This window comes from Pandoraea commovens (assembly GCF_024704525.1).
In the GTDB taxonomy this organism is placed as follows: domain Bacteria; phylum Pseudomonadota; class Gammaproteobacteria; order Burkholderiales; family Burkholderiaceae; genus Pandoraea; species Pandoraea commovens.
Map to the genome: position 1 here is coordinate 4,752,573 of NZ_CP102780.1, position 26,559 is coordinate 4,779,131.

Below are 26,559 nucleotides of genomic sequence, written 5' to 3' on the forward strand. Positions count from 1 at the left end.
AGGCCCTCGATGGCCGACGTTTAGAAGGATGACGACATGACGCACGCCCTTAACCGCCGCACGTTCCTGAAGACCGCTTCCGGTCTGGTGATTGCCCCCGCGCTCGGACTCGATGCCCTCTCGGCGTATGCCGCCGAGGCGTGTCCGAACGTGGTAGTCGGCACCTGGGGCGGCGACTATCTGAACCTGCTCGAACAGAACATCGGCAAGCCGATCATCGAAGCCGCCGGCGGCAAGGTGACGTACGACTCCGCCGATCAGGTCGGACGCATGACGAAGCTGCGCGCCGAAAAGGCATCGCGTCGCGGCTCGCTCGACGTTGCGTGCCTCGCCGACCTCGACATGTACGACATCAACCGCTCGGGGATCCTCGAGACCGTCGACGCTAAGCTCGTGCCGAATCTGGCCAACACCCTCGAAACGCTGCGTCGTCCGTACTCGATCCCGCACATCTTCAGCGCGATGGTGATCGTCTACAACCCGGAAAAGCTCGGTACGAAGCCCGATTCGTTCACCGCCGCGCTCGATCCGAAACTCAAGGGCAAGGTCGGCTTCTCCGACATTCTTTACAACTTCAACGTGGTGAGCAGTTCGCTCGCGGCCGGTCACAAGGACGGCGATATGGCCGGTGGCGTGCAGTTCCTGCGCGAGTTGCGCAAGACGCAGCAGCCCAAGGTCTATCCGTCGAACGAAGCGGTCGCCTCGGCACTCAAGAGCGGCGACATCTGGTTCACGTGCATGTGGAAGGCGCGCGCGCTTCAGTGGAAGAAGGCAGGCGTGCCCATCGACTACGTTGTGCCGAAGGAAGGCGCAGTGCCGGTGACGTTCGAAGCCGCCGTGCCGAAGAACTCGCAGTCCAAGCCGTGCGGCTTCAACTATCTGAACGCGATGCTCGACCCGCGCGCCCAGATCGGTTTCGCCGAGACGATGGGCTACGCGCCGACCGTGAAGAACGCGAACCTGCCGCCGTCGCTGCAACAAAGCGTGGGCTTCACGAGCGCCGAACTCGACCGCATGGTGAAGCTCGACTATGCGCGCTTCACCGCCGACAAGCCCGCACTGCTCGACTTCTGGAACAAGGAATTCAAGGTGGGGCTGTGAACGTCGCCGACACGCCGGACACCACCATGACGTCGCCTCGCCCGTCCACCGAAGCCTCCCGGGCCGCCACCGCACGCGCGGTGCGCGGCGCGTTCACCGGCGGCTCGCTCGCAGCACCCGCCACGCTCGTCGTGCTGTTGGTGATCGTGCTGCCGGGTCTGCAACTGGTGCGCTACAGCTTCAACCGGTTCGACCCCGTCGACATGATGCAAGCGGCCCTCACCGGCGCGAACTACATCAAGTTCTTCACCGATCCGTACTACCTGTCGGTGTTGTGGACGACGATCAAAGTCGCGTCGCTGTGCACGGTGCTCGCGCTCGTCTTCGGCTTCCCCGTCGCGTATGTGCTTGCGCGCACGCAAAGCCGTTTCAAGAGCCTGCTCGTCATGCTGCTGGTGTTCCCGTTGCTCGTGGGCAACGTGGTGCGCGCGGCGGGCTGGATGGTGATGCTCGGCAACGCTGGCTTCGTCAACTCGCTGCTCGTCTCACTGGGCATCGTGCCGCAGCCGATTCGCCTGCTGTACACGCCGTTCGCGGTCGTTATCGGCACCACGGCGGTCGTGCTGCCCTACATGATTCTGACGTTGCAGAGCGTGCTCGAAGGCATGGACTTTTCCGTCGAAGAAGCGGCACGCAATCTCGGTGCGACCTTCCGTCAGACACTCACCCGCGTGATCCTCCCGATGGCCGCACCGGGTATCGCGGCGGGCACGATGCTCGTTTTCATTCTGTGCATGAACGCATATGCCACCCCCGTGCTGCTCGGCGGCACCGGCATCACGATGATGACGCCTTCGATCTACGACCAGATCGCCAAAGCGAACAACTGGCCGTTCGGCGCCGTGCTGTCCATCGTGTCGATGGTCGTGACGTTCGCACTGGCCATCGCCTCTCACTGGGTCATTCACCGCCGTTACGCGAAGACGATGATGACCTGACTTCGCACATGCGCGCCAGCTCCGCTTGTCCTGGCCCGCGCGCATGTCCCCGACATTTCGCCTCTCGTTTGCAGACAAGGATTTCCCCATGCCGACTCTCTCCGATGCCACACGTCAGTACCGTCGCGGGCTGATGAATGATCTGATGGACCGCACGCGTGTCGATGCACTCGTATTCACCGCCGCAGACTTCTTCCAATGGGCCACCAACTTTCACGTCGACGTCCAGACGTGGGAGCGCCCCATCGCCGTTTGCGTGCCGCGTAACGGCGAGCCGTTCGCCGTGATGAACGAACTGTCTACGCATCATCTGATGATGGCGCGTGAGCGCCATCACCTGTGGCTCGATCTGGAACGCGTCACGCTCTACGCTGAGCATCCGCGCGTCACGCAACGTCAGCCGCTGCTTGCCGAAGTGCCCGCGCTCATCGCGGACACGCTGCGCGCCGCGGGGCTGGCCGCATCGCGTATTGGGGTCGATGCCGCAGGCGGTCCGCTTGCACGTGCAGGCGCCATGCTGCCCGACGCGAAGTTTGTGCCGATGCTCGCGGAGATGCGCGGCCTGCGCTGGGTGAAGCACGACGAAGAGATCGCCATCATGCGCGCGGCCTCCGAGTTGGCGGATTGGGTGCAGGACCGGTATCGCGAGAACATTCGTCCCGGGCGTCTGGTGCAGGAACTCGACTATTCGATGGCCGCGTTGATGGTCACTGAAGGTGCGAAACGCTTCCCCGGCGAGAACCTCGAAGTCATGCGCTGCTGGACACTCTCCGGCCCTGCATCTGCCTCGCCGCATGGCGATGGCGCATCGTGTGGTGCGCGCATCAGCGAAGGTGACGGCATGGTGAATATCGTGATCCCGCGTCTGAATGGTCTCGTCATCGAAAACGAACGCACGTGGTTCTGCGGCAAACCGTCGAGCGAACAGGCGCGCTTCTACGAAGTCGCGCGCGCGGCGAACGAAGCCGCAGTCGGCGCCGCGATCACCGGCAAGCCCGTGTCCGGCATCGACGCCGCTGCGCAGGCCGTCATCGAGAAGGCCGGTTGCGGGGAGTACATCCGTCACCGCACCGGTCACGGCATGGGCATCATCGGTCACGAGTATCCGGACGACATGGCGTTCAACCATCGTCCGTTGCTGGCGAATGAAGTGTATTCGGCCGAGCCGGGCATCTACGTCTACGGGCTGGGCGGCTTCCGCCTGGACGACTCGGTCGTCACCGGCGACACCCCGATCATGCTCACCCAGACCCCGCGAACGCTCGCGCACGCGACCATCGATTGAGAACGGAAGGCGGATGCCGACGTACAGGCGTCCGCTCAGAAAAACATCCCGGAGGAGAAGTCATGGAGTCGATTCTGCTGTCGAACTGCGCACTGCTGGACCCCGTCAAGGGCGAGCTTCGCGAAGATCACGCTGTGCTGATTGAAAACGGACGCATCAAAGAAGTCTCCGACAAACCGATTCGCGCGACGTCCGCACGCGAGATCGACGCGCACGGCCGCACCGTCATGCCGGGTCTCATCGATCTGCACGTGCACGTGCACGCCACGCAGCTCAATCTCTCGGCGCAAGCGCATCTGCCGAACGTGCTCGTCACGCTCAAATCTGTGCCGATTCTGCAAGGCATGTTGCGACGCGGCTTCACCACCGTGCGCGATGCAGGCGGCGCAGGTCACGCCATCAAGCATGCGGTCGAGAGCGGACTGGCCGAAGGCCCGCGTCTGTTCGTGTCGGGCCGCGCGATCAGCCAGACCGGTGGACACGGCGACGGACGCCCGCGCACCGACTACATCGGCACCGACGGCCCATGCCCGTGCTGCGTGCGCGTCGGCGCGCTCTCACGTGTGGCCGACGGCGTGGACGAAGTGCGCCGCGCCGTGCGCGAAGAGCTGCAAATGGGCGCAGACCAGATCAAGATCATGGCGTCGGGCGGCGTGGCATCGCCGACCGATCCCGTTGGCGCATGGGGTTATTCGGAAGACGAAATCCGCGCCATCGTTGCAGAAGCACGCGGGCGTGGCACCTACGTGCTCGCGCATGCCTACACGGCGGCAGCCATCGAGCGTGCCGTGCGTTGCGGCGTGCGCACCATCGAGCACGGCAATCTTGTCGATGCGCCGACCGCACGCTTTATGGCTGAGCAAGGCGCGTATGCCGTGCCCACGCTGGTGACTTACGACGCACTCGCCAACGAAGGCAAGTCGCTCGGCCTGCCGGACGACAGCGTCGCGAAGATTGCCGACGTGCACGCGGCCGGTCTGCGCTCGCTGGAGATCTTCCGCGAAGCCGGGGTGAAGATGGGTTACGGCTCGGACCTGCTCGGCGAGTCGCAGCGTCTGCAAAGCGACGAATTCCGTCTGCGTGCCGAAGTACTGTCGCCTGCGGAGATTCTGCGCAGTGCGACGGTCGTCGGCGCGGAAGTGCTCGGACAGTCGGGGCAACTGGGTGAGATCGTGCCCGGTGCGCATGCCGATGTGCTGATCGTCGACGGTAATCCGCTCGCGTCGCTCGACTGCCTGCTCGGGCAGGGGGAGCGAATTCCGATGGTGATGAAGGGCGGTAAAATCCACGCTTTCGCGCTGTAAGGCAGTGGCTGCACCGGATGGGGAGGCGACGCGCCTCAAGGATTCGCGCGTCGTCGCTCACGTCTGATTCTGCGGCCTGACACGTCTGCCCACACGCCAACCTTCCGTGGAGAATCGATGGATTTCCGGCACATCGACGCCTTTCGGGCGCTGATGCTCACGCGCACGACCACCAAAGCGGCACAGGTGCTCGGCACGTCGCAGTCTGCGGTGAGTCGTCTCGTCGCCGATCTCGAACGCTCGACACGTCTCACACTGTTCGACCGTGCGCGGGGCCGTCTTGAGCCGACGACGGAAGCGTTCGCCCTGTTCGAGGAAGTCGAGCGCCGCTATGCGGGTCTCGACAACATCCGCGAGTTCGCGCTGAACCTGCGCAACCCCGACCGGGCCGTGATTCGTGTCGGCTCAGTCGTGTCGTTCGGGCTCGGATTCTCCGCGCGCGTGATGGCGGGTTATCGGGCGTTGTATCCGAGCGTGCAACTGGCGTTGACGACCGGCGCATCGGACCTGATTCGCGATCAGGTCGTCACGCATCAACTAGCGCTAGGACTGGTGACCGACACCATCGACGTGGCCGCGACGGACGCCGTTTCCTTTGCCAAACTCGACGCGATCTGCGCATTACCTGCGGGTCATGCGCTCGCGCGCAAGAAGGTGATTCGTCTGGCCGATCTCAAGGGACAGCCGATTCTCTCGTACGAGCCGACGGACATGATTCGCTGGGGCATGGACCAGTTGTTCGCCGACGGTCATCTGCACGAGCAGGTCGTGGCCACGGCCCGCTATTCGATCAACATCGGCACGATGGTCAAGGAGAACGTCGGTATCGGATTGCTGCACCCGGTGTCGGCCTACGACTTCCTCGATTCGGATCTCGTATTGCGACGCTTCGAGCCATCAATGCCCTTTCATACCCTGCGCATTACGCCGCGCGCCGCCGCCCCGAGCGCACAGCTCGACGATCTCGTGCGGGTGATGGAAACGACGTTGGACGATGTGATGGCGGCGGTGGAAGCGCGGATGAAACGGTGACGCTTCGGTGCCCGCGAGCGATGCTCACAGCATCCGGTCGCACATGAAGTCGACGAACACGCGCAGCTTTGGCGAGAGATGCCGACTCGACGGCCAAAGCATCCAGAACTGCCCTGGGTTCTCCAGATACTCGCCAAGGAACGACTGAAGTTGTCCGGCAGCGAGCGCGTCGCGCGCAAGGAAGTCGGGCATGTAGGCAATGCCCAGCCCATGCGTCGTCGCGCTTAGCAACGCCTCCATGTTGTTGCATGTGAGGCTCGTGGGTAGCTTCGGTTCGTTCGTCACCTCTGCCACAAAGGCCCACGGCTGCAATTTCCCCGACGTCGGAAAGCGAAAACGGATGCACGCGTGCGCCACCAGATCGGCTGGCGATTGGGGCGTGCCACGCTTCGCGAGATAGCGCGGCGACGCACACAGGACGAACCGGAACGGCCCTGCCTTTCGCGACATGAGCGTGGAGTCGGGCAGGTCACCGCTGCGAATCACCACATCCAACCCGCTTTCGATCAGATCGACGATACGGTCGTCGAAGTTCAGATCAAGTTCGATGTCTGGATACTTTTCGGCGAAGGCAGGTAACAGCGGCATCACGAAGCGATATGCCGTGACCGGCAAACCGATACGCAATTTGCCGCGCGGCGTTTGCGACACCTGCGAAAGCATGGCGCGCGCGTCGGCCAGCTCATCGAGTACGCGACGGCAGCGTTCGTAGTACATCTGCCCGGCTTCGGTGAGATTCACGCGCCGCGTGCTGCGCTGAAAGAGCCGCACGCCGAGCGTCGTTTCGAGTCTCGCGATTTGCTTACCGATGGCCGATGCCGACACGCCCGTCGCGCGCCCCGCCGCCACGAAACTCAAGGTCTCGGCCGCCCGTACGAAAGCCGTAATTTCCGCCAGATTGTCCATCGTCGCTTACCTCTCACTCGCGGACCGCGCGCCGTTCGGCAGTGTCGCGTATCACGCGCCGTCAATTACGGAATTTTATTCCTGAATCTGAGAACTTTGCGCCTGTTTATTCTCGATTGACGATCTTCTAGCATGTATGACGTGACGTCGGCCGACGTTCCTCTTTCGTCTGCGACGCGTCGATTCGTATGGATTCGCGTCTTCTTCAGGATCTGTTCATGTCGATCACGACTTCTCGAGGTTCACCGCAAACGGACGCCTCGCTGCGCCGCCGGTTGCTGGGTTTGTTTTCCGTCTGCATCGCGGCGTTGTTGCTGCCGATGAGTTTTTCCGGCGGCGCCGTCGCCACCCCGGCCATCGGTGCGGCGCTGCACGGCAGTGCGCTGGAGATGCGCTGGATCACCAGCGCGTTCATGCTGGCGTTCGGCGGCTGCCTGATGGCCGCAGGGGCATGTGCCGACGCGTTCGGCCGCAAGCGTGTTTTCTTGCTGGGTGTCGGTGCATTGCTGCTGACATCGCTGGCATTGGCGCTGGCGCGCTCGGCGCTCGCCGTCGACTGGCTTCGTGCGCTGCAAGGCGTTGCGGCTGCGGCGACGCTTGCTGGTGGCGGTGCATCGCTCGCGCAGGACTTCGACGGTCACGCCCGCGCCCGCGCTTACGGGTTGCTCGGGACGACCTTCGGCGTCGGCCTGGCGTTTGGCCCGCTGCTTGCGGGCGCGTTGATTGCGCGCTTCGGATGGCAAGGCGTGTTCGGTGCGACAGCCGCCGTCTCCGCGCTGGCGCTTGTCATCGGCGCGCAGTGCGTGCGCGAATCGCGCGATCCAGCCGCCACGGGCCTCGACTGGCCCGGCACACTGACGTTCACCGGCGCCCTCTCGTGCTTCACTTACGGGGTGATTCAGGCACCGGCGCTTGGCACAACGGCACCGGAGGTAATCGGTGCGCTCGTGCTGGCGTTGTTGCTGGCGATTGCGTTTGTCTTCGTCGAACGGCATGTTGCGCATCCCATGCTTGACCTGACGTTGTTTCGCTACGTGCGCTTCATCGGCGTACAGATGTTGCCGATTGCGACTTGTCTTTGCTACATCGTGCTGCTGGTGTTGTTGCCCCTACGCTTCATCGGCGTGCACGGCGACAGTGAGATCGTGGCGGGGTTGAAGATGGTGGCACTGTCGTTGCCGATGCTTGTCGTGCCGTTCATCGCGACGCAACTCGCAAGGCGCATGCCTGCGGGTGTGCTTTGCAGTGCGGGACTGGTGATCGCAGCGGCCGGTCTGGGGTGGCTCGCGCGCAGCATCGGTGCACCGGAGACCGGCGTATTGAGCCCTTCGCTTTGGCCAATGCTCGTGATCGGCACCGGCAGCGCGATACCTTGGGGGCTGATGGACGGTCTGTCGGTCAGCGTGGTGCCGACGGAACGTGCGGGCATGGCCATGGGCATCTTCAACACGACGCGTGTGGCAAGCGAAGGTCTTGCGCTCGCGCTCGTGGGCGGGGTGCTGATCGCGCTGATTGGCACGCACTTGCCTGACGTGCATGGCGCCGTGGCTCCCGACATCACTCGTGAGGCGGTCAACCGCATCGTGGCGGGCGATCTTCATGGTGCGGCGGCAAGCGTCCCTGTGTGGAGCGAAGCGGTATTGCGCGACGCCTACGAACAAGCGTTCTCCGCCTTGCTCGAGCGCCTCGCCATGGCGACGATGTTGTGTGCAATCGTTGTGTTCTTCTGTCTCGGAGAAACACGCAGGCGGATGGCGACACAAGAGACGTCGTGCTGACATCGTCGAAGTGGCGACGGCGAACACCGTCCGAACGCAGACGATGACAACCCGCTAGCCCAAAAACAAAAAAGCCCGCCGGATCTCCGGCGGGCTTTTTGCATTCCTGACGACGGGTGTCTTACGACACGATCGTTTGCGCTTCGCCTTCCTTGCGCTCGCGGATCGTGCCCAGACGGTAGACCGTCTCGCCCGAGGCTTCGAGGTGCTTGACCGCAGCATCCGCGTCGGCAGCGGACACGATCACGGCCATGCCGATACCGCAGTTGAACACGCGGTGCATTTCGGCGTCGGCCACCTTGCCGTGCGCTTGCAGCCACTGGAACAGCGGCGGGAGCGTCCAGGCATCTTGCTTGATGTCGGCCGTCAGATGATCCTGCAACACGCGCGGGATGTTCTCGACAATGCCGCCACCCGTGATGTGGGCCATGCCCTTGACCGTCAGCGTTTCCATCAGCGCCAGCAGCGGCTTGACGTAAATACGCGTCGGCGCCATCAGCACGTCGCGCAGCGGCTGGCCGTGGAAGTCGGCGTCCAGATCCGGCTTGGCGACCTCGATGATCTTGCGAACCAGCGAGTAACCGTTCGAATGCGCACCCGACGAGGCCAGACCCAGCACCACGTCGCCCGGGACGATCGACTTGCCGTCGATGATCTTGCTCTTCTCGACTGCACCGACCGCGAAACCGGCGAGATCGTACTCACCGTCCGGGTACATGCTCGGCATTTCCGCCGTCTCGCCGCCGATCAGCGCGCAACCGGACAGCTCGCAACCCTGAGCGATGCCCTTGACGACCGTCGCGGCCGTGGCCACATCCAGCTTGCCGCAGGCGAAGTAGTCGAGGAAGAACAGCGGCTCGGCGCCCTGCACCAGAATGTCGTTCACGCTCATGGCAACCAGATCCTGGCCGACCGTGTCGTGTTTGTTCAGCGTGAAGGCCAGCTTGAGCTTGGTGCCCACGCCGTCGGTCCCCGAAACGAGCACCGGCTCCTTGTAGCGCTTGGGCACTTCGAACAGTGCGCCGAAGCCGCCAATGCCGCCCAGCACGCCGTCGCGCAGGGTTTTCTTGGCAAACGGCTTGATCGCTTCGACCAATGCGTCGCCCGCTTCGATGTCGACGCCAGCGTCGCGATAGGAAAGGCCGGAAGTTTCGTTAGGGTGTGACATGACGGGAATGCATCAAGGTTCGGTAAAATGCGATTTTACCCGATGCGCGTGTCCTTTCGGAACGCAATCCGGATATCGGACGCCAGGAATGCCCGGCGTGCCCTGCACAACCGTACTCTGCCGGCCTTTAGCCGGCTTTCTTCGTTCGTGATTCAGCAACTGTATCTCGACCTCGGCACCCCGCCGCCCGCGACGTTCGACAATTTTATTGTCGGGCCCAACCGCGAGGCGGCGCAGACGCTTGCCGACCTTCCCGCCGAACTCTCGTCGGGCACGGCGCGCGACCGCGGCATCTACCTCTGGGGAGCTGTCGGGTCCGGCCGCACCCATCTGATGGAGGCCCTGTGCCACGCCATGGGGCCGAGCGCGCGTTATTTGCGTCCCAACAGTCCGCTGGCCGCTTTCACGTTCGACGACGCCAGCACGGTCTACTGCGTGGACGACAGCGACAACCTCTCGCCCACGCAACAAATCGCCGCCTTCAATCTGTTCAACGAGACCCGCGCCCGTCCGCACTGCGCGTTCGTGGCCGCCGGCTCACAGCCGCCGGTCGACATGCCGCTGCGCGAAGACCTGCGCACCCGCCTCGGCTGGGGCCTCGTATTTCACATTGTGGGATTGGACGATGACGGCAAGAAGCAGGCCCTGCAAAACGCCGCACGCGAGCGTGGGTTGCAGTTGGCGGCCGACGTACCGGCCTATCTGCTCACGCACTTCGAGCGCGATATGTCGAGCCTGATGGCCTTGCTCGACCGGCTCGACCGGTTTTCGATGGAGCAAAAGCGGGCGGTCACGCTGCCGTTGCTACGCCAGATGCTCACCCATACCGACCCGGCCTCGCCGGACGGCAAACCCTGAGCGGTGGCCGATCGGAGACATTACCGGACACATCACATGAGGTACCTCTCGGTAACAATCGAGACCCGTTCCGCGCAGGTGCCAGCCCCCTCAATCACCGAACGACATTAGACGGCCCTTCGCTTCAGGTAAAATTCGCGCAATGACCAATTTAGCTCTCTTCGATCTCGATCACACCCTGCTGCCGACCGACAGCGACAAGGAATGGGGCCGTTTCCTCGTGCGCCAGGGCGCGGTTGAGCGCGACTCGTACGCGCAGGCCAACGAAGCCTTCTATCAGGACTACCGTGCAGGTCGGCTCGACATGCCGGCCTATCTGCGTTTCTGCCTCGCCCCGCTCGCGCGCTATCCGCGTGACCAGCTCGACGCCTGGCATGCGCAGTACATGGAAGAATCGATCCTGCCGCACGTGCGTCCGGAAGCGCTCGAACTGCTCGACATGCACCGCAAGGCGGGCGATCTGTGCGCCATCGTGACGGCGACGAACACGTTCGTCACCCGCCCCATCGCAAAGGCCTTCGGCGTCGACCATCTGATCGGTACCGAACCGGCGACCGTCGGCGACGACCCGAACGCGCGCTACACCGGCGAGTACGTGGGCACGCCGAGCTTCCGCGAAGGCAAGATCACCCGCACCGAAGCGTGGCTCGCCAGCCTCGGCAAGACCTGGGGCGACTTCAACCACGCCTTTTTCTATAGCGATTCCGCCAACGACGTCCCCCTGATGGAGAAGGTGAACCATCCGGTGGCAACGAACCCCGATGAGGCGCTGCGCGAAATCGCACTGGCGCGTCGCTGGCCCATTCTCGAGTTGTTCCAGTGATCCGCAAATTCATCAAGAAGCTGCTCGGCAAAGACGGCCAGACCGACGGCGGCGTAAATAGTCTGCCGCCCGGCACGCCGGTCGTCATTCCCGTTTCCGTGCACGGCATCGATCCGACGCTGCTGTCGAAGAACGCCGTGCGCGTGACCGACACGTTGCAGCAAGCCGGGTTCAAGGCCTTCGTCGTCGGCGGCGCGGTGCGCGATCTGCTGCTCGGCATCGCCCCCAAGGACTTCGACGTCGCCACGAGCGCCACGCCCGAGCAGGTCCAGCGCCTGTTCCGCCGCGCCCGCATCATCGGCCGCCGCTTCCAGATCGTTCACGTGCAATTCGGACAGGAGATCATCGAGACCTCTACGTTCCGGGCGTTGGTCGAGGCAGTCGATAGCGAGCAGATCGGTGCGCGTCGTCCGAAAAAGGGCGAGCTCGATCGCAAGACGCATGTCACCGACGAATCGGGCCGCGTGCTGCGCGACAACGTGTGGGGCGAGCAGGACGAAGACGCCGCCCGGCGCGATTTCACCGTCAACGCCATGTATTACGATCCGGCGACGCAGACGGTGCACGACTATCACCGCGGCTTTGAAGACATTCAGAAGCGCGTGCTGCGCATGATCGGCGATCCGGCCACGCGTTATCGCGAAGACCCGGTGCGCATGCTGCGCGTGGTGCGCTTCGCGGCCAAGCTCGGTTTCAAGATCGACGCAGCGACGGCCGAGCCGATTCCGCAACTCGCGCCGCTGATCGACAACGTGCCTGCGGCGCGTCTGTTCGACGAAATGCTCAAGCTGTTGCTCTCGGGTCACGCCTGGGCGTGTGTGCAGCAACTGCGCTCGCAAGGTCTGCATCACGGTCTGCTGCCGTTGCTCGACGTGGTGCTGGAGCAGCCGCTCGGCGAGAAATTCGTCACGCTCGCACTCGCCAATACCGACGCACGCATTCGTGCGGGCAAGCCGGTGTCGCCGGGCTTCCTGTTCGCGGCGCTGCTCTGGCATCTGGTACTGGAGAAGTGGCAGGCCTATCAGAGCGCTGGCGAATATCCGATTCCGGCGCTGCATCTCGCGATGGACGACGTGCTCGAGGCACAAACCGGCAAGCTGGCCATCCAGCGCCGTTTCGTCGCCGACATGAAGGAAATATGGGGCTTGCAGGTGCGTCTGGACAAGCGCGTCGGCCGTACGCCGTTGCGTCTGCTCGAACATCCGCGCCTGCGTGCCGGTTACGACTTCCTGTTGCTGCGTTGCGAGTCGGGTGAAGTCCCGGCCGAAGCTGGTCAATGGTGGACGGACTTCCTCGAAGGCGACTCGGTCAAGCGCGACGAACTGCTGTCGCAAGGCAGCGGATCGTCGGGATCGACGCCTGCTGCGAAGCGTCGCCGTCGTCGTCGCAAGCCCTCGGGCGGACGTGGCGGTGAAGGTGGTGAAGGCGGAGGCAATGAGGGCGGCGGCGGTAGTGAGAACGCTACCAGCGAGAATCATGGCAAGCGGGTATCATCGCGACAGCATGGTTCCGAAGGTGCTTAATGACTGTTGCCTATATCGGGCTCGGCGCGAATCTCGGCGACGCCCGCCAAGCGATTAAGGACGCCATCGTCTGCCTGGCGCAGCAGATCGGCGTCACGATCATCGGCAAATCCGACCTGTATCGCACCGCCCCCATCGAGTCGAGCGGCGACGACTATCTCAACTGCGCTGTCGCCGTCGAGACGAGTCTGAGCGCCCGCCAGCTACTCGCCCTGTGCTTGAAGATCGAATTGCATTTCGGACGTGAGCGGCCATACAAGAATGCGCCGCGCACGCTCGATCTCGATCTGCTGGTCTACGGCGACGAACGCATCACTGAGCCCGATCTGATCGTGCCGCATCCGCGTCTCGCGTTGCGTGCCTTTGTGCTGCATCCGCTCGCGGATATCGCCCCCGAACTCGACATTCCCGGCGTGGGACGCGTCAGCGCCCTGTTGCCCGACGTTGCCGATCAACGCATCGAACGCGTTGCTCAGGGCTGCTGCCCGACCAAGCGGGTTTGCACGTCATGAGATCGCCTGTACTCGGGCGATTTCGCTATCTCGCCGTCGAGGGTCCGATCGGCGTTGGCAAGACGTCGCTCGCGCAGCGTCTGACCGACGCAGCCGGTGCGGATCTGATGCTCGAACAACCGGTGCTCAATCCCTTTCTCGAACGTTTCTATCGCGACAGCGCGCGTTATGCGTTGCCCGCGCAGTTGTCGTTCTGTTTGCAGCGTGTCGATGAAGCGACGGAAATTGCTCGTCGTGAAATCGACGGCAAGCCGATCTTCACCGACTTCCTGCCGGAGAAGGACGGTCTGTTCGCGCGTCTTACGCTGTCTGCCGACGAGCTTGAGCTGTACCGCAAGCTTGTTGCGCATATCGAGCGTCCGCACCGTGCGCCAGACCTCGTGATTCATCTGCAAGCCAGTCCCGAAACGCTGTTCTCTCGCATCCAGAAGCGTGCGATTCCGATGGAACAGCAGATTCCGGACACCTATCTGCGCGCGCTGTGCGACATCTACGGCGAATTCTTCTATCATTACGCCGCTGCGCCGGTGTTGACAGTCGACACAGAACAATTCGATCCGGCGCACGACGACAGCGACTTCGCCCTGCTGGTCGAACGCATCGATCAGATGCGCGGGCGCAAGGAAGTCTTCGTCAAGGGCGCTCGCCTCTGAACGCTGACCTCTGAAGCTCCGCCTTCCGCTGCGCTCATAGCGCACCCGTCGCATCTGTGCTGCCCGCGAACCCTCCTGAACCGAGGCTGACATGAGTTATCTGCAAGAATCCAACCGCAAGGCCGTGACCGTTCCCGGACTTGCCCAGATGCGCGCACGTGGCGAGAAGATCGCCATGCTCACCGCTTATGACGCAAGCTTCGCCGCGCTGCTGGACCGCGTGGGCGTCGACGCCATTCTGATCGGCGACTCGCTGGGCAATGTGATTCAAGGCCAGCGCACGACGCTGCCCGTCACGCTGCGCGACATCTGCTATCACACCGAATGTGTGGCACGTAGTGTTGAGAAGGCGCTCGTGCTGGCCGATCTGCCCTTCGGCACGTTCGGTACGAAGGAGCAGGCGTATCAGAGCGCCGTCGCCGTCATGCAAGCGGGTGCGCAGATGGTGAAGATCGAAGGCGGCGCGTGGCTTGCCGAGACGGTGCGCTTTCTGGTCGAGCGCAGTATTCCGGTGTGCGCCCACCTGGGTCTGACGCCGCAATCGGTGCACGCGTTCGGCGGCTTCAAGGTGCAGGGTCGTGAAGACGCGGCGCAGGTGCAACTGCTTGAAGACGCACGCGCGTTGCAAGCGGCCGGTGCTCAACTCGTGGTGCTCGAAGCGATTCCCGCCGCGCTTGCCACGCGTGTGACGCCGGAACTGCCGACGATGCCGACCATCGGTATCGGTGCGGGTGTCGACTGCGATGGTCAGGTGCTGGTGCTTCAGGACATGCTCGGCGTGTTCCCCGGCAAGTCGCCGAAGTTCTCGAAGAACTTCATGGACGGCCAGCCGAGCATTGCGGCGGCGATTGAAGCTTACGTGCAGGCGGTGAAGCACAGCACGTTCCCGACGTTGGAACATAGCTTCTGAGATCGGATGCAGGCAACGTCCGCGAGGACGAGAAAAAAGCGGTTCAGCGATGAGCCGCTTTTTTTATGCCGCGACCGGCAACGTCAGGATGACGGCAAAGCCCTCGCCATCCACACGCTCGAAGCTCATATGTCCTCCGTGGGCATGCACGACCTCCGCGACCATCGCCAGGCCCAGGCTTGCGCCTTCGCGTCCGTCCGCGCGCGATGAGAAGGGGGTGCGTACGCGTTGCCACTCCTGCTCCGGGATGCCCGGCCCGTCGTCGAAAAATCGCAAGCGCCACTGATCGCCGACACGCGTCACGTCCACATGAAGACGATGCGGTGCGCCGTAAGCCACCGCGTTGACCAGCACGTTCTTGATCGCCTCACGCAGACTCAACTCGTCGCCGACGATCATGCACGGCTCCTCCGGCGCATGCAGCGCAACGTCGATATCGCGCGTGGCGTACGACAACGTCTCGCGCATCGCCGTCTGCAACAGTTCGTTCAGATCGACGGGGATCGGCGCGACGCTCTCCGCCCGATGCTGCACCATCGCGTGATTGATCAGTTGATGGATCAGCCCACCCAGTCCGCGCGCCTGCTTCTGAATGCGGGCGATGTGCGTCTGACGCGCCGCCTCGTCCTGCGTCTGCGTCAGCATTTCCGCTTGCGCCGTAAGCGCAGTCACCGGCGTTCGCAGTTGATGGGCCGCGTCGCCGATCACGCGACGCATCAACGCTCGCGACGTCGCGAGCCGCTGCATGAAGTCGTTGATCGCACCCACGAGCGCCAGCGTTTCCGCAGGCACCGTCACGGCAAGGGGCGCAAGGTCGTTCGGATCCCGCGCGCGTATCGCCGCTTCGATTTGCTTGAGCGGTGCGAGCGCCTGACGTAGCGTCCACAACGCGGCGAGCATCGTCAGCACACCGGTCGCAATCGTGATGAGCAACGTGTTGTCGGCCAACCCGCGTGTGAAGCGTTCGCGCGCATTCTGCGTGTGTGCCAGCGCGACCACCGCCCACGGATGGGGCGACGTCACCGGCATGCGCCGTCCCACGATGGCGATGCGGATCGGCATCTCCTGATACGTGCCGTCGACCACGAGAGGACCGTCAGCCAGCTTGTCCCACGGAATCGGCGGACGGAACTCCGAATCACCCGCCACGGACCGGCCGTTCGGATCGAGCACGGTGTAGAAGATCTGATCGCCGGGAGCGAGCGCGGAAAAGGCCGCAAGCGGTACATCGACGTTCACTTCACCGTTCTGGTACCAGGTGTTCTCCGCCACCTGCAAGGCACTGCCGAGCAACCAGCGGTCGTAGGCCCGGTCGACGGCGGCGCGCGTCGAAAACCAGATGCCCAGCAGCACCGCAACGACGGCGAACGCCAGCACCGCACCCATGCGGATCACCAGACGCAGGTAAAGAGAGCGACCGGGGACGATCATGACAGGACGAGTTGGTAGCCCAGCCCGCGCAGCGTGCGAATCTGGAATTGCGCGCTGGCCAGCTTCTTGCGCAGACGGGCGACGTATTGTTCGATGGCGTTCGCATTCGGCGCGGGCTCGTCGCCGTACAAACGATCCATCAATTCGTCTTTGCCGAAAATACGCCCCGGGCGTCCGGCGAGAATTTCCAGCAGCGTGACTTCACGGCGCGTGAGTTCGATGGGCTGGCCGTCCACTTCGACGCCACGACTCTTGCGATCGAGCGTCAGATTGGCGCAGGTCAGACGATTGGTCGCGTCCTGCCCGGTGCGGCGCATCAACGCACGCACACGCGCTTCGAGCTCGCGGAAATCGAAGGGCTTGGTGAGGTAATCGTCCGCGCCGAGATCGAGCGCACGCACGCGCTCCTCGATCTCGGCACACGCGGTGAGCATCAGCACGCGCGTGGACAGGCCGCGCTCGCGCACGCGTTTGAGCAACTCGAATCCGTCGACATGCGGCAGCATGACGTCGAGGATCAGCAGGTCGTAGTCGTCGCCGATGCGGCCGGCGGCAACCGCCCCGTCGGTCTCGCAATCGAGCGCGTGGCCGAGCCTGCGCAATTGCGTGGCGATCGCTTCGGCGACATCGGCGGTGTCTTCCACCAGCATGATGCGCATGGTCTTCTCGTCTCCTAATCTTCCTGAGGCTTTCGTCTTCTGAGCGCGATTGTCTCGGAAATCCCAGTGAGCCACCTCAGTGTTTCCCCTGAATTCGGGCCGTGGCGCGGCCCGATGTCAGGTTCGCTACAGCTTCGCTACTTAGTATCGAGCCGACTACAAAAAAGCACTATCGCATTCTTCAGGAGACACGCAATGCACAACGCCCCCCATACGGGCGCTGCGGGGACGACTTCGCCCGCAGTGCCGCCATTGCTCGAAATCGACGCCGTCACGCTGCAATACAAGACCGACGACTATCTCGTCACCGCCGCCCAGCAAGTGAGCTTCAACGTCTACCCGGGCGACCGCTTCGTGCTGCTCGGCCCGTCGGGCTGCGGCAAATCGACGTTGCTCAAGGCCATCGGCGGTTATCTGCCGCCGGTTCACGGCGAAATCCGCCTCAAAGGCCGCACGATCACCGAACCCGGCCCGGACCGCATGATGGTGTTCCAGGAGTTCGACCAACTCCTGCCGTGGAAAACCGTGCGTCAGAACGTGGAGTTTGCGCTCACGGCCAGCGGACGCCTCAAGGGACGCGACGCCGCTGAGCGCGCCGCCCACTACATCGAGAAAGTCGGTCTGGCGAAGTTTATCGACAGTTATCCGCACACACTCTCCGGCGGCATGAAGCAGCGCGTGTCCATTGCACGCGGCATGGCAATGGAGCCGGACGTCCTGCTCATGGACGAGCCGTTCGCCGCGCTCGACGCCCTCACCCGCCGCAAGATGCAGGACGAACTGCTGCGCCTGTGGGACGACACGCGCTTCACCGTGCTGTTCGTCACGCACGGCATCGACGAAGCGATCCGCATCGGCACACGCATTTTGCTGCTCTCGCCGCATCCGGGTCAGGTCAAGGCAGAACTCAACAGCATCGCCCCCGAACAACTCGGCACGGCGCATCAGAGCGAGCTTGAGACCCGCATCGATCAACTGCTGTTCGCGACCCACTGAGGATGACGGCCATGAATGCAATCCCTTCGCAATCCGCCACGTCGGCATCCCCTGCCCCGATCGAACCCGTCTACCGTCCGGAGTTCGTGCTCGAACCGGTGCAGGCCGAACTGTCGTCGATCCAGCGCCCGCTCTCCACCTTCGAGACCCTTTATCGACTGAGCTGGCTGCGCAAGACTGTGATTCTGTGTGTGCTGGCCATCATCTGGGAAATCTACGGACGCTGGCTCGACAACGCCCTGCTGTTCCCGAGCTTCACCGATACGGTCGCCGCGTTCGCAAGCGGTCTGACGAGCGGCGTGTTGCTGCTGCGCGCCGTGGTTTCGCTCAAGACGCTGCTTATCGGCTACGGCATCGGGATCGCACTCGCTGCGGTACTGACGACGGTCGCCATCAGTTCGAAGATCGGCAACGATCTGCTGGAGACGCTCACCGCGATGTTCAACCCGCTGCCAGCCATCGCCTTGCTGCCGCTGGCACTGATCTGGTTCGGACTGGGCAACGGCAGCGTGATCTTCGTGCTCGTGCACTCGGTGCTGTGGGCCGTGGCGCTCAACACGCACAGCGGGTTCCGGGGCGTGTCGAAAACGCTACGCATGGTTGGCCAGAACTACGGTCTTAAGCGCTTCGCGCTGGTGCAGCACGTGCTGATCCCGGCGGCGTTCCCGAGCATTCTCACGGGCCTGAAGGTGGGCTGGGCGTTCGCATGGCGCACGCTGATCGCTGCCGAACTCGTGTTCGGCGTGTCGTCCGGTTCGGGTGGCCTGGGCTGGTACATCTTCGAGAACCGCAATTCGCTGGAGACGGCCAACGTCTTCGCCGGGCTGTTCTTCGTGATCCTGATCGGGCTGGCTGTCGAGAACCTGCTGTTCGCCCGCATCGAGAAGCGCACGTTGCACCGCTGGGGTATGCAGCACTGACACTCGGAGCGGACCGGATTTTCGGCCTGCTCCGATTGACGCCCTTTTTCATGGGCATGAATAATTCGAACAACACGGAGACAACATCATGAACCGACGCAATTTCACCCGCTGGGCAAGCGCACTCACACTCGCCGCGACCACCGCCCTGTCAACGCTCGGCAACGTGGCGCACGCCGAAGCGAGCACCGTCCGCCTGTCGCATGGCTACGGCATTCTGTATCTGCCGCTCATGGTCATGCGCGATCAGCATCTCGTGGAGAAGCACGCGAAGGCGCTGGGGCTGGGCGATGTGAAGACGACCTGGACCATTCTCGACGGCGGCAACGTCATCAACGACGCGATGCTCGCGGGCAACCTCGACGTTGCGGGTACGGGCGCGCCGGGTTTCGTCACGCTCTGGTCGAAGGCGCACGGCATTCCCCGCTCGGAGGTGATTGGTCTGTCCGCGCTGTCGACGGGTCCGCTCTGGCTCAATACGAACAATCCGAACATCAAGTCGCTCAAGGACTTCACGTCGAAGGACAAGATCGCGATTCCGGGTATCAAGACGTCGCTGTCTGCCGTGCTGCTGCAAATGGCCGTGGCCAAGACGTTCGGCATCGAGAACTACGCAAAGCTCGATCCGCAAACGGTCAGCCTGAGCCATCCGGAAGCTGTGAGCGCGCTGCTCTCGGGCAAGACGGAAATCACGGCGCACTTCACTTCGCCGCCGTTCTCGTATCAGGAACTGAAAGATCCGCGCATCAAGCGCGTGCTGAATTCGACGGACGTGCTGGGTAACATCACCATCGACGTCGTATTCGCGCCCAAGCAGTTCACCGTCCAGAATCCGAAGCTGGTGCAGGCCATTCTGGCGGCGCAGGAAGAGGCCGCGGCGTACATCGCCAAGGACCACGTGGGCGCGGCGCAGACGTTCCTTCGCGTGTCCAAGATCAACCTGCCGCAAGCGGAGATCGAGCAGATGCTGGCCGACCCCGGTCTGCAATTCACGACGACGCCGAACGGGCTGATGCAGTACGTCGAATTCATGAGTCGCGCGGGCACGATCAAGACGCGTCCGGCGAAATGGAGCGACCTGTTCGTGCCGCAGATGGCAGCGCGTCAGGGAAGCTGAAGGAAGTGAAGGATAGCGGCGCGTCGAGGGTATTGGCGCGCCGCTGTGTCAGGTGGCGGTCGTGGCCGCGATCGTCGCCGGTAGTGCGCCTCGCAGCGCATTGCACACGACGATGGCCTGCGCGGTGAGTAAGTCGTCGCGCGTGATGACCGCCTCGACGGCGGCCCACGACGGGTCGTCCAGTAGCACGCTGCGCATCACCCCGGGCAGCACGCCGGAAGACAACGGTGGCGTCATCCAGATGCCGTTAAGTCTGACGAACACCGTGCTGCGCCCGCCTTCCGTCAATTCGCCCCGGTCGTTGAAGAACAACACGTCAAACGCGCCTCGCGCTTCGGCCGCTTTCCAGGCGGCGTCGTAACGCGCGCGCACAGTGGTCTTGTGGCGCAGAAACAGATCGTCCGCGCGCGTCGTTTGAGAGGCATCGGCCAACAGCACCTTCACCCTGTCGCCGTGCAGCGGTGTGAGCACATCATGCGTGATCGTCGCCGTGCCGTTGTGAGACAACGCGAGGCGTACGCGATGGATATCGTCTTCACTCAGCGTTGCGACCACCGCGTCGATTTGTTCGCGCAACGTCGCCTCGTCAAACGTGAAGCCGAAGTACTGCGCCGACTTCTGCAAGCGCGACAGATGCCGTGCGAGATGGGGGACGCCGGAGGCACGGGTCGCCTGCATCGTCTCGAAGAGTTCAAAGCCCGGATCGAGTGCGCTCAGGAAGCGCGCCTTCAGGCGGCACTCGTCACGTTCTTCATCTGCTTTACTGTCCAGCACGATCCCCGCGCCGACGCCCAGGCGTCCGCGACGCAGGCCGCTCGCGCCCGGCGCGTCGAGTTCGAGCGTGCGGATCGCAACCGACATGCAGAAGTCGCCCAGCGCCAGCGGATCGTCACTGCGCGCGTCGAGCCAGCCGATGGCCCCGGTGTATAGACCGCGCGGCGACGTTTCCAGCGCACCGATCAACTGCATCGTCCGATGTTTCGGGGCGCCCGTGATCGAACCGCAAGGGAACAAGGCGCGCAGCACGTCGGCCATCGAGGTCGTGTCCGGCAACGTTGCGGTGACGGTCGACGTCATTTGCAGGACGCTGGCGAAGCGCGTCACCTCAAACAGCTTCGGCACTTTGACCGAGCCGGATGTCGCGAGACGTCCGAGATCGTTGCGCAGCAAGTCCACGATCATCAGGTTCTCGGCGCGGTTCTTCTCGTCGGCGGCGAGGGCTGCACTGCGCTGTGCGTCAATAGTGGCATCGCCGCACGCGGGCGCCGTTCCCTTCATCGGACGTGCCTCCACCTGACCGCGCGAATGACGCAGGAACAACTCAGGCGACAACGAAAGAATCGCGCGACCGGCAACGCCTCGTGCGCCGGGCAGCATCACGAGTGCGCCGTACGGCACCGGCTGACGCGCGCGCAGGCGGCGATACAACGCGACTGGCGAGCCGAACGCATCGAAATTCAGACGGTACGTGTAGTTGATCTGATAGCACTCGCCTTGTGCGAGCCATTCGTGAATACGGGCGATGGCGTCGTCAAAGGCCGCATCGCTTACGTCGCTCTGCAATGCGCCGATGCCTGCAACGGCGGGGGCGGCGGTCACACGTTCACCGGTGTCCTGCCACGCGTCGGCATCGCCTCCGGCGTCCACCCACTCCTGACGCGCCAGCCACGCCTGCGTCTGCGCGGCGTCGAGCCGCTGCATCCCGGAGAACAGCATGGCGCGGAACTGGCCCGGCGCACGACGCGTCGCGACCGTATGCACGCCACCGAGGCGCACACCGAATTCGTAATCGGCCAGCAGCACGGCGTGCAGGCCGTGACGCGTGGCGTCTTCCACTTCGCGGAGCGCGTCGGAAAGCACAGCGGGCTCGTCGCAAGTTACCTCGCGTACGAGCCCGGTGTACAGACGCGCCCCACCGGCCGGATCCGCACTGTCGTCCAACAGCGCGAACGCGGCCAGGGGCGCTTCACTTTGCATGGAATTACTCGAAGAACTGCTTGACGCGGTCAAACCAGCCCTTCGACTGCGGGCTGTGGCGTGCACCGCCTTCCTTCAGCGAAGCATCGAAGTCGCGCAGCATCTGCTTTTGCGCATCGTTGAGCTTGACAGGCGTTTCCACCTGCACGTGCACGTACAGATCGCCCGGATAGCTCGCGCGCAGGCCCTTGATGCCCTTGCCGCGCAGTCGGAACGTCTTGCCCGTCTGCGTGCCTTCGGGCACTTCGAAGGTGGCCTTGCCGTGCAGCGTCGGTGCGTCGATATCGCCGCCGAGCGCCGCCGTCGCGAACGAAATCGGCATCTGGCAATGCAGATCGTCGCCGTCGCGCTCGAACACGTTGTGCGCCTTGATGTGGATCTCCACATACAGGTCGCCCGCCGGCCCGCCATTCACACCCGGCTCGCCGTTGCCGGACGAACGAATACGCATGCCGTCTTCGATACCCGCCGGGATCTTGATCTCCAGCGTCTTGGTCTTCTTGATCTTGCCCGAGCCGTGGCAGTTGGTGCAGGGCTCAGGAATGTACGAGCCCGTGCCGTGGCACTTCGGGCAGGTCTGCTGAACGCTGAAGAAACCCTGCGACATGCGCACCGAACCCGCCCCGTTACAGGTCGGGCAGGTCTCGGGCTTCGTGCCCGGCTTCGCGCCGTTGCCGTGGCAGATCTCGCATTCGTCCCAGCTCGGCACGCGAATCTGCGTGTCGAAGCCGTTTGCGGCCTGCTCCAGCGTGATCTCCATGTTGTAGCGCAGATCGGCACCGCGATACACCTGCGGACCGCCGCGGCCACCACGACCACCGGGGCCGCCCTGACCGAAGATGTCGCCGAAGATGTCGCCGAACGCGTCTGCGAAGCCGCCGAAGCCCTGACCGCCCGCACCGCCGAAGCCGCCCATGCTCGGATCGACGCCCGCGTGACCGTACTGGTCGTACGCCGCGCGCTTCTCCGGCTCGGAGAGCATCTCGTAGGCCTCTTTGACCTCTTTGAACTTGTCTTCGGCGTCCTTGCTGTCCGGATTGCGGTCCGGGTGGTACTTCATCGCCAGCTTGCGATACGCCTTCTTGATCTCTTCGTCCGAGGCGTTCTTGGCGACGCCAAGGACTTCGTAGTAATCACGTTTGGCCATAACTCGTTCCAATGTTGGCGCATGTCGCCATCAGGCAAAAAGCCGGGTCGACATTCCCCTTGCGGAGAACCTCGATACCCGGCCCACACGCGGCGCACCTTTCGATGCGCCGCGCGCCATGCACGCTTTACTTCTTGTCGTTGACTTCCTTCACTTCGGCGTCGACGACGTTGTCGTCATGCGGCTTGCCCTGCTCGGCACCTGCGGCACCCGCAGCACCGGCTTGCGCCTGCATGTCGGCATACATCTTCTCGCCGAGCTTCTGGCTTGCCGTACCCAGCGCTTCGACCTTGGCATCGATGTCGGCCTTGTCCGAACCGCGCAGCGATTCTTCCAGTGCCGTGATCGCCGATTCGATGGCTTCCTTCTCCGAAGCTTCGATCTTGTCGCCGTACTCGGTCAGCGCCTTGCGGGTGCTGTGCACCAGTGCGTCGCCCTGGTTACGGGAGTCGGCCAGCTCGCGTGCCTTCTTGTCTTCTTCGGCGTTGAGCTCGGCATCCTTCACCATTTGCTCGATCTCAGCGTCCGACAGGCCCGAGTTCGCCTTGATGACGATCTTGTTTTCCTTGCCGGTTGCCTTGTCCTTCGCGCCGACGTGCAGAATGCCGTTGGCGTCGATGTCGAAGGTCACTTCGATCTGCGGCGTGCCGCGTGCTGCCGGCGGAATGCCTTCGAGGTTGAACTCGCCCAGCGACTTGTTGCCGGCGGCCATCTCGCGCTCACCCTGATACACCTTGATCGTCACGGCCGGCTGGTTGTCGTCCGCCGTCGAGAACACTTGCGAGTGCTTCGTCGGGATCGTGGTGTTCTTCGTGATCATCTTCGTCATCACGCCGCCCAGCGTTTCGATACCGAGCGAGAGCGGGGTGACGTCGAGCAGCAGCACGTCCTTACGGTCGCCCGACAGCACCGAGCCCTGAATCGAGGCACCTGCGGCCACGGCTTCGTCCGGGTTCACGTCCTTGCGCGGGTCCTTGCCGAAGAACTCCTTCACCTTCTCCTGCACCTTCGGCATACGCGTCATACCGCCGACCAGAATCACGTCGTCGATGTCGCTGACCTTGACGCCGGCATCCTTGATCGCCGTGCGGCACGGTTCGATCGTGCGCGTGATCAGCTCTTCGACCAGCGCTTCGAGCTTGGCGCGCGTGATCTTCAGGTTCAAGTGCTTCGGACCCGAGGCGTCGGCCGTGATGTACGGCAGGTTGATTTCGGTCTGCTGGCTCGACGACAGTTCGATCTTGGCCTTTTCAGCGGCTTCCTTCAGGCGTTGCAGCGCGAGCACGTCCTTCGACAGATCGACGCCTTGTTCCTTCTTGAACTCACCGATGATGTAGTCGATGATGCGCTGGTCGAAGTCTTCGCCGCCCAGGAACGTATCGCCGTTGGTCGACAGCACTTCGAACTGGTGTTCGCCGTCCACATCCGCGATTTCGATGATCGAGATGTCGAACGTGCCGCCACCCAGGTCATACACCGCGATCTTGCGGTCGCCGCCTTCCTTCTTGTCCAGACCGAAAGCCAGTGCGGCAGCGGTCGGCTCGTTGATGATGCGCTTGACTTCCAGACCGGCGATGCGGCCTGCGTCCTTCGTGGCCTGGCGCTGGCTGTCGTTGAAGTAGGCCGGCACCGTGATCACGGCTTCCGTGACCGGCTCGCCCAGGTAGTCCTCGGCGGTCTTCTTCATCTTGCGCAGCACTTCGGCGGAAATCTGCGGCGGGGCCAGCTTTTCGTTGCGTGCCTCAACCCAGGCGTCGCCGTTGTCGGCCTTGACGATCTTGTAGGGCATCAGCGCGATGTCCTTCTGCACTTCTTTTTCTTCGAAGCGGCGGCCGATCAGGCGCTTGACGGCGTACAGCGTGTTCTTCGGGTTGGTCACGGCCTGGCGCTTAGCCGGCGCACCGACCAGGATCTCGCCATCGTCCATGTAGGCGATGATCGACGGCGTGGTGCGAGCACCTTCCGCGTTTTCGATGATCTTGACCTGATTCCCTTCCATGACGGCCACGCACGAGTTCGTGGTGCCCAAGTCGATACCGATGATTTTGCCCATTTAAATTTCTCCTAGCGTCCTTTGCGTCTTTCCGTCGGGCGTGTCGCCCATTCAATTCATTGATCTGCACGGGATATGGGTGCAGCCGGGAACATTTCAAGACCCTTCTTGCAGCCCGGTTTTGCCCCCCGCCGCCGCGATTTTCTCGCGTGCGGCGGCCACCGCCAGCCGGAACTGGGGCAGGCCCTGCCAGCCGGTCGCCCGGCCCAGCTTCTTCCCCGCATGGAAGAAGAAAAACGTTGGCACCCCATGCAGCGCGAAACGGCGGCCCAGCGCCATATCCGCGTACACGTTGGCGTGAAACCAGCGCAGCCCAAGGGCTTCGATGGCCTCGCGCTGCGCGAGCATGGTCTTCTTGGCGACTTCACAGTTGAAACAATCGACGCCCCAGAAGAACACCACGGCGAGGTCGTCCCCCGCCGTGCTCAGCCCTTCGTCGAACGTCGCGGCCGTCAGCGCCTGCATCGAGAACGCCTCGAACGCCGTGCCGTCCACCCCTTTCATGCCCGTAAGATCGCCTGCCATGATGGTAAGCCTTCGAATCGGTGCCTTGGCACCGGCAGCGCCGCCACATTCGGTGTCGTTGCCTGCGCCCGGTCATTCGGGCCAATGGCCTGCGACAAACCTCTCCATGATGGAAGTGTTGTGCCGCCCGCAGTGGCCGGATGACCTTGAATTACTTGCCTGCGGCGACCGTCACCAATGCCGGACGCAGCACACGGTCGGCAATCAGGTAACCCTTTTGCAGCACGGCCACGACCGTGTTCGGCTCCTGTTCGGCCGGCACCATCGAGATAGCCTGATGCTGATGCGGATCGAACTTCGCGCCGGCCGGGTCGATGACCGACACCTTGCTGCGCTCCAGCGCCGACACGAGTTGACGCAGCGTCAGCGCCACGCCTTCTTGCAGCTTGGCCACATCGCCGCTCTTGTCGGCAGCGGCCGCTTCGAGGCTGTCGATGACCGGCAGGAGGTTCTCGGCAAAGCTTTCGACGGCGAACTTACGCGCCTTCGACACTTCCTCTTCCGCACGGCGGCGGATGTTTTCCATCTCGGCGCGGGCGCGCAGCGCCTCGTCGCGCATGGCCGCCGCTTCTGCCTGAGCCGCCTGAAGTTGCGCCTCGACCGAGGGCAGCGCGTCGTTCGCGCCCGCAGCGTCGGTCGGGGCCGCTTCGGCCTGGGACGGAATCGGCTGGTCGGGGGTGTTTTGCTGTTCAGTCATGAGTTGAGTCGTCAAAAGGTTCTTGCAGCGCACCACGACGATGCGCCGCCGGTTCAAATCCCTTTGGATAGTAGGGGCGTTCACACCGATTTCAAGAGCGGGCGGGCATTCTGTGCGCCACATCGGTGCGCGCGGCGTGCCGGTAAATATCCGGTTACACGCGTTACGAGTCCTCTATTGTATCGGCCGTTGCTGCGACCTAACATGAATAACGGTCCGGCGAATGGATGTGCCTATCCGATTAAC

Annotated in this window: 24 protein-coding genes; 15 read left to right on the plus strand and 9 right to left on the minus strand. The window is 63.4% G+C overall.

What is annotated here, in order from left to right; translation table 11 throughout:
* Positions 1-36 precede the first annotated feature (36 nt).
* The 5 genes from NTU39_RS21345 (at position 37) to NTU39_RS21365 (ending at position 5,660) form a co-directional block, all read left to right on the plus strand.
* Positions 37-1,101, plus strand: coding sequence for an extracellular solute-binding protein (locus NTU39_RS21345; RefSeq protein ID WP_150664403.1), 1,065 nt, complete (start codon positions 37-39; stop codon positions 1,099-1,101).
* 26 nt (positions 1,102-1,127) lie between these two features.
* Positions 1,128-2,039, plus strand: a complete 912-nt coding sequence (locus tag NTU39_RS21350; protein ID WP_246184559.1) for an ABC transporter permease — start codon at positions 1,128-1,130, stop codon at positions 2,037-2,039.
* Positions 2,040-2,127: 88 nt separating this feature from the next.
* The gene (locus tag NTU39_RS21355; protein ID WP_150664404.1) at positions 2,128-3,324 is read left to right on the plus strand and encodes a M24 family metallopeptidase; all 1,197 of its coding nucleotides are present in this window, start codon (positions 2,128-2,130) and stop codon (positions 3,322-3,324) included.
* 62 nt (positions 3,325-3,386) lie between these two features.
* The gene (locus NTU39_RS21360; protein ID WP_150661721.1) at positions 3,387-4,628 is read left to right on the plus strand and encodes a metal-dependent hydrolase family protein; all 1,242 of its coding nucleotides are present in this window, start codon (positions 3,387-3,389) and stop codon (positions 4,626-4,628) included.
* A 117-nt stretch (positions 4,629-4,745) separates the two neighbouring features.
* Positions 4,746-5,660: a LysR substrate-binding domain-containing protein gene (locus NTU39_RS21365; protein WP_257958517.1), complete on the plus strand. Its 915-nt coding sequence runs from the start codon at positions 4,746-4,748 to the stop codon at positions 5,658-5,660.
* Positions 5,661-5,684: 24 nt separating this feature from the next.
* On the opposite strand, the gene NTU39_RS21370 is transcribed toward NTU39_RS21365, so the two are convergent.
* Positions 5,685-6,566 carry a LysR family transcriptional regulator gene (locus NTU39_RS21370; protein ID WP_257958518.1) on the minus strand — a complete coding sequence of 294 codons (882 nt, stop codon included), beginning with the start codon at positions 6,564-6,566 and terminating at the stop codon, positions 5,685-5,687.
* Between the two features lie 188 nt (positions 6,567-6,754).
* Between NTU39_RS21370 and NTU39_RS21375 the strand changes: the two genes are divergently transcribed.
* Positions 6,755-8,344, plus strand: coding sequence for an MFS transporter (locus tag NTU39_RS21375; protein ID WP_373275331.1), 1,590 nt, complete (start codon positions 6,755-6,757; stop codon positions 8,342-8,344).
* A gap of 121 nt (positions 8,345-8,465) precedes the next feature.
* Here NTU39_RS21375 and purM read toward each other — a convergent pair whose 3' ends face one another.
* Positions 8,466-9,512 (minus strand): phosphoribosylformylglycinamidine cyclo-ligase, encoded by a 1,047-nt coding sequence (purM, locus tag NTU39_RS21380; RefSeq protein ID WP_150664407.1) that lies wholly within the window; start codon positions 9,510-9,512, stop codon positions 8,466-8,468.
* Between the two features lie 147 nt (positions 9,513-9,659).
* Here purM and hda point away from each other — a divergent pair, with 147 nt between their 5' ends.
* From hda to panB, 6 genes are all read left to right on the plus strand, one after another.
* Positions 9,660-10,370 carry a DnaA regulatory inactivator Hda gene (hda, locus tag NTU39_RS21385; protein ID WP_150664408.1) on the plus strand — a complete coding sequence of 237 codons (711 nt, stop codon included), beginning with the start codon at positions 9,660-9,662 and terminating at the stop codon, positions 10,368-10,370.
* A 142-nt stretch (positions 10,371-10,512) separates the two neighbouring features.
* Positions 10,513-11,193, plus strand: coding sequence for a histidinol-phosphatase (locus NTU39_RS21390; protein WP_150664409.1), 681 nt, complete (start codon positions 10,513-10,515; stop codon positions 11,191-11,193).
* Positions 11,190-12,716, plus strand: coding sequence for a polynucleotide adenylyltransferase PcnB (pcnB, locus tag NTU39_RS21395; RefSeq protein ID WP_150664410.1), 1,527 nt, complete (start codon positions 11,190-11,192; stop codon positions 12,714-12,716). Before NTU39_RS21390 ends, pcnB begins: the two co-directional genes overlap by 4 nt.
* Positions 12,716-13,228, plus strand: coding sequence for a 2-amino-4-hydroxy-6-hydroxymethyldihydropteridine diphosphokinase (gene folK, locus NTU39_RS21400; protein WP_150576205.1), 513 nt, complete (start codon positions 12,716-12,718; stop codon positions 13,226-13,228). Before pcnB ends, folK begins: the two co-directional genes overlap by 1 nt.
* On the plus strand, positions 13,225-13,881 hold the full coding sequence (locus NTU39_RS21405; RefSeq protein ID WP_150664411.1) for a deoxynucleoside kinase: 657 nt from the start codon (positions 13,225-13,227) through the stop codon (positions 13,879-13,881). The genes folK and NTU39_RS21405 overlap by 4 nt, the downstream gene beginning before the upstream one ends.
* Positions 13,882-13,972: 91 nt before the next feature.
* Positions 13,973-14,791 (plus strand): 3-methyl-2-oxobutanoate hydroxymethyltransferase, encoded by an 819-nt coding sequence (gene panB, locus NTU39_RS21410; RefSeq protein ID WP_150664412.1) that lies wholly within the window; start codon positions 13,973-13,975, stop codon positions 14,789-14,791.
* Positions 14,792-14,854: 63 nt separating this feature from the next.
* Here panB and NTU39_RS21415 read toward each other — a convergent pair whose 3' ends face one another.
* Both NTU39_RS21415 and NTU39_RS21420 read right to left on the minus strand, forming a co-directional pair.
* A complete protein-coding gene (locus tag NTU39_RS21415; RefSeq protein WP_257958519.1) occupies positions 14,855-16,222 on the minus strand; it encodes a sensor histidine kinase in 1,368 nt (455 codons plus the stop codon).
* The gene (locus NTU39_RS21420) at positions 16,219-16,881 is read right to left on the minus strand and encodes a response regulator transcription factor (RefSeq protein WP_150576202.1); all 663 of its coding nucleotides are present in this window, start codon (positions 16,879-16,881) and stop codon (positions 16,219-16,221) included. Before NTU39_RS21420 ends, NTU39_RS21415 begins: the two co-directional genes overlap by 4 nt.
* A gap of 195 nt (positions 16,882-17,076) precedes the next feature.
* On the opposite strand from NTU39_RS21420, the gene NTU39_RS21425 reads away from it, so the two are divergent.
* The 3 genes from NTU39_RS21425 (at position 17,077) to NTU39_RS21435 (ending at position 19,914) form a co-directional block, all read left to right on the plus strand.
* The gene (locus NTU39_RS21425) at positions 17,077-17,877 is read left to right on the plus strand and encodes an ABC transporter ATP-binding protein (protein WP_257958520.1); all 801 of its coding nucleotides are present in this window, start codon (positions 17,077-17,079) and stop codon (positions 17,875-17,877) included.
* An 11-nt stretch (positions 17,878-17,888) separates the two neighbouring features.
* Positions 17,889-18,797 carry an ABC transporter permease gene (locus NTU39_RS21430; protein ID WP_174984651.1) on the plus strand — a complete coding sequence of 303 codons (909 nt, stop codon included), beginning with the start codon at positions 17,889-17,891 and terminating at the stop codon, positions 18,795-18,797.
* 88 nt (positions 18,798-18,885) lie between these two features.
* Positions 18,886-19,914, plus strand: a complete 1,029-nt coding sequence (locus NTU39_RS21435; RefSeq protein ID WP_150664414.1) for an ABC transporter substrate-binding protein — start codon at positions 18,886-18,888, stop codon at positions 19,912-19,914.
* A gap of 48 nt (positions 19,915-19,962) precedes the next feature.
* On the opposite strand, the gene NTU39_RS21440 is transcribed toward NTU39_RS21435, so the two are convergent.
* The 5 genes from NTU39_RS21440 to grpE all read right to left on the minus strand — a co-directional run bounded on the left by NTU39_RS21440 (position 19,963) and on the right by grpE (position 26,313).
* Positions 19,963-21,891, minus strand: coding sequence for a chorismate-binding protein (locus tag NTU39_RS21440; protein WP_257958521.1), 1,929 nt, complete (start codon positions 21,889-21,891; stop codon positions 19,963-19,965).
* Positions 21,892-21,895: 4 nt separating this feature from the next.
* Positions 21,896-23,038, minus strand: coding sequence for a molecular chaperone DnaJ (dnaJ, locus tag NTU39_RS21445; protein ID WP_039401022.1), 1,143 nt, complete (start codon positions 23,036-23,038; stop codon positions 21,896-21,898).
* Between the two features lie 127 nt (positions 23,039-23,165).
* Entirely contained in the window at positions 23,166-25,091 is a 1,926-nt protein-coding gene (gene dnaK / locus NTU39_RS21450) for a molecular chaperone DnaK (protein ID WP_150576198.1), read from the minus strand.
* A gap of 96 nt (positions 25,092-25,187) precedes the next feature.
* A complete protein-coding gene (locus tag NTU39_RS21455; RefSeq protein WP_246184560.1) occupies positions 25,188-25,616 on the minus strand; it encodes a thioredoxin family protein in 429 nt (142 codons plus the stop codon).
* A 151-nt stretch (positions 25,617-25,767) separates the two neighbouring features.
* On the minus strand, positions 25,768-26,313 hold the full coding sequence (gene grpE / locus NTU39_RS21460) for a nucleotide exchange factor GrpE (protein ID WP_150576196.1): 546 nt from the start codon (positions 26,311-26,313) through the stop codon (positions 25,768-25,770).
* Positions 26,314-26,559: the final 246 nt, after the last annotated feature.

What these genes read in the sequence shown, in the direction of transcription:
- NTU39_RS21345 (WP_150664403.1), top strand. Translation starts at nt 37, where the DNA reads ATGACGCACGCCCTTAACCGCCGCACGTTCCTGAAGACCGCTTCCGGT.
- NTU39_RS21350 (WP_246184559.1), top strand. Translation starts at nt 1,128, where the DNA reads ATGACGTCGCCTCGCCCGTCCACCGAAGCCTCCCGGGCCGCCACCGCA.
- NTU39_RS21355 (WP_150664404.1), top strand. Translation starts at nt 2,128, where the DNA reads ATGCCGACTCTCTCCGATGCCACACGTCAGTACCGTCGCGGGCTGATG.
- NTU39_RS21360 (WP_150661721.1), top strand. Translation starts at nt 3,387, where the DNA reads ATGGAGTCGATTCTGCTGTCGAACTGCGCACTGCTGGACCCCGTCAAG.
- NTU39_RS21365 (WP_257958517.1), top strand. Translation starts at nt 4,746, where the DNA reads ATGGATTTCCGGCACATCGACGCCTTTCGGGCGCTGATGCTCACGCGC.
- NTU39_RS21370 (WP_257958518.1), bottom strand. Translation starts at nt 6,566, where the DNA reads ATGGACAATCTGGCGGAAATTACGGCTTTCGTACGGGCGGCCGAGACC.
- NTU39_RS21375 (WP_373275331.1), top strand. Translation starts at nt 6,755, where the DNA reads ATGGATTCGCGTCTTCTTCAGGATCTGTTCATGTCGATCACGACTTCT.
- purM (WP_150664407.1), bottom strand. Translation starts at nt 9,512, where the DNA reads ATGTCACACCCTAACGAAACTTCCGGCCTTTCCTATCGCGACGCTGGC.
- NTU39_RS21390 (WP_150664409.1), top strand. Translation starts at nt 10,513, where the DNA reads ATGACCAATTTAGCTCTCTTCGATCTCGATCACACCCTGCTGCCGACC.
- folK (WP_150576205.1), top strand. Translation starts at nt 12,716, where the DNA reads ATGACTGTTGCCTATATCGGGCTCGGCGCGAATCTCGGCGACGCCCGC.
- NTU39_RS21405 (WP_150664411.1), top strand. Translation starts at nt 13,225, where the DNA reads ATGAGATCGCCTGTACTCGGGCGATTTCGCTATCTCGCCGTCGAGGGT.
- panB (WP_150664412.1), top strand. Translation starts at nt 13,973, where the DNA reads ATGAGTTATCTGCAAGAATCCAACCGCAAGGCCGTGACCGTTCCCGGA.
- NTU39_RS21415 (WP_257958519.1), bottom strand. Translation starts at nt 16,222, where the DNA reads ATGATCGTCCCCGGTCGCTCTCTTTACCTGCGTCTGGTGATCCGCATG.
- NTU39_RS21420 (WP_150576202.1), bottom strand. Translation starts at nt 16,881, where the DNA reads ATGCGCATCATGCTGGTGGAAGACACCGCCGATGTCGCCGAAGCGATC.
- NTU39_RS21425 (WP_257958520.1), top strand. Translation starts at nt 17,077, where the DNA reads ATGCACAACGCCCCCCATACGGGCGCTGCGGGGACGACTTCGCCCGCA.
- NTU39_RS21430 (WP_174984651.1), top strand. Translation starts at nt 17,889, where the DNA reads ATGAATGCAATCCCTTCGCAATCCGCCACGTCGGCATCCCCTGCCCCG.
- NTU39_RS21435 (WP_150664414.1), top strand. Translation starts at nt 18,886, where the DNA reads ATGAACCGACGCAATTTCACCCGCTGGGCAAGCGCACTCACACTCGCC.
- NTU39_RS21440 (WP_257958521.1), bottom strand. Translation starts at nt 21,891, where the DNA reads ATGCAAAGTGAAGCGCCCCTGGCCGCGTTCGCGCTGTTGGACGACAGT.
- dnaJ (WP_039401022.1), bottom strand. Translation starts at nt 23,038, where the DNA reads ATGGCCAAACGTGATTACTACGAAGTCCTTGGCGTCGCCAAGAACGCC.
- dnaK (WP_150576198.1), bottom strand. Translation starts at nt 25,091, where the DNA reads ATGGGCAAAATCATCGGTATCGACTTGGGCACCACGAACTCGTGCGTG.
- NTU39_RS21455 (WP_246184560.1), bottom strand. Translation starts at nt 25,616, where the DNA reads ATGGCAGGCGATCTTACGGGCATGAAAGGGGTGGACGGCACGGCGTTC.
- grpE (WP_150576196.1), bottom strand. Translation starts at nt 26,313, where the DNA reads ATGACTGAACAGCAAAACACCCCCGACCAGCCGATTCCGTCCCAGGCC.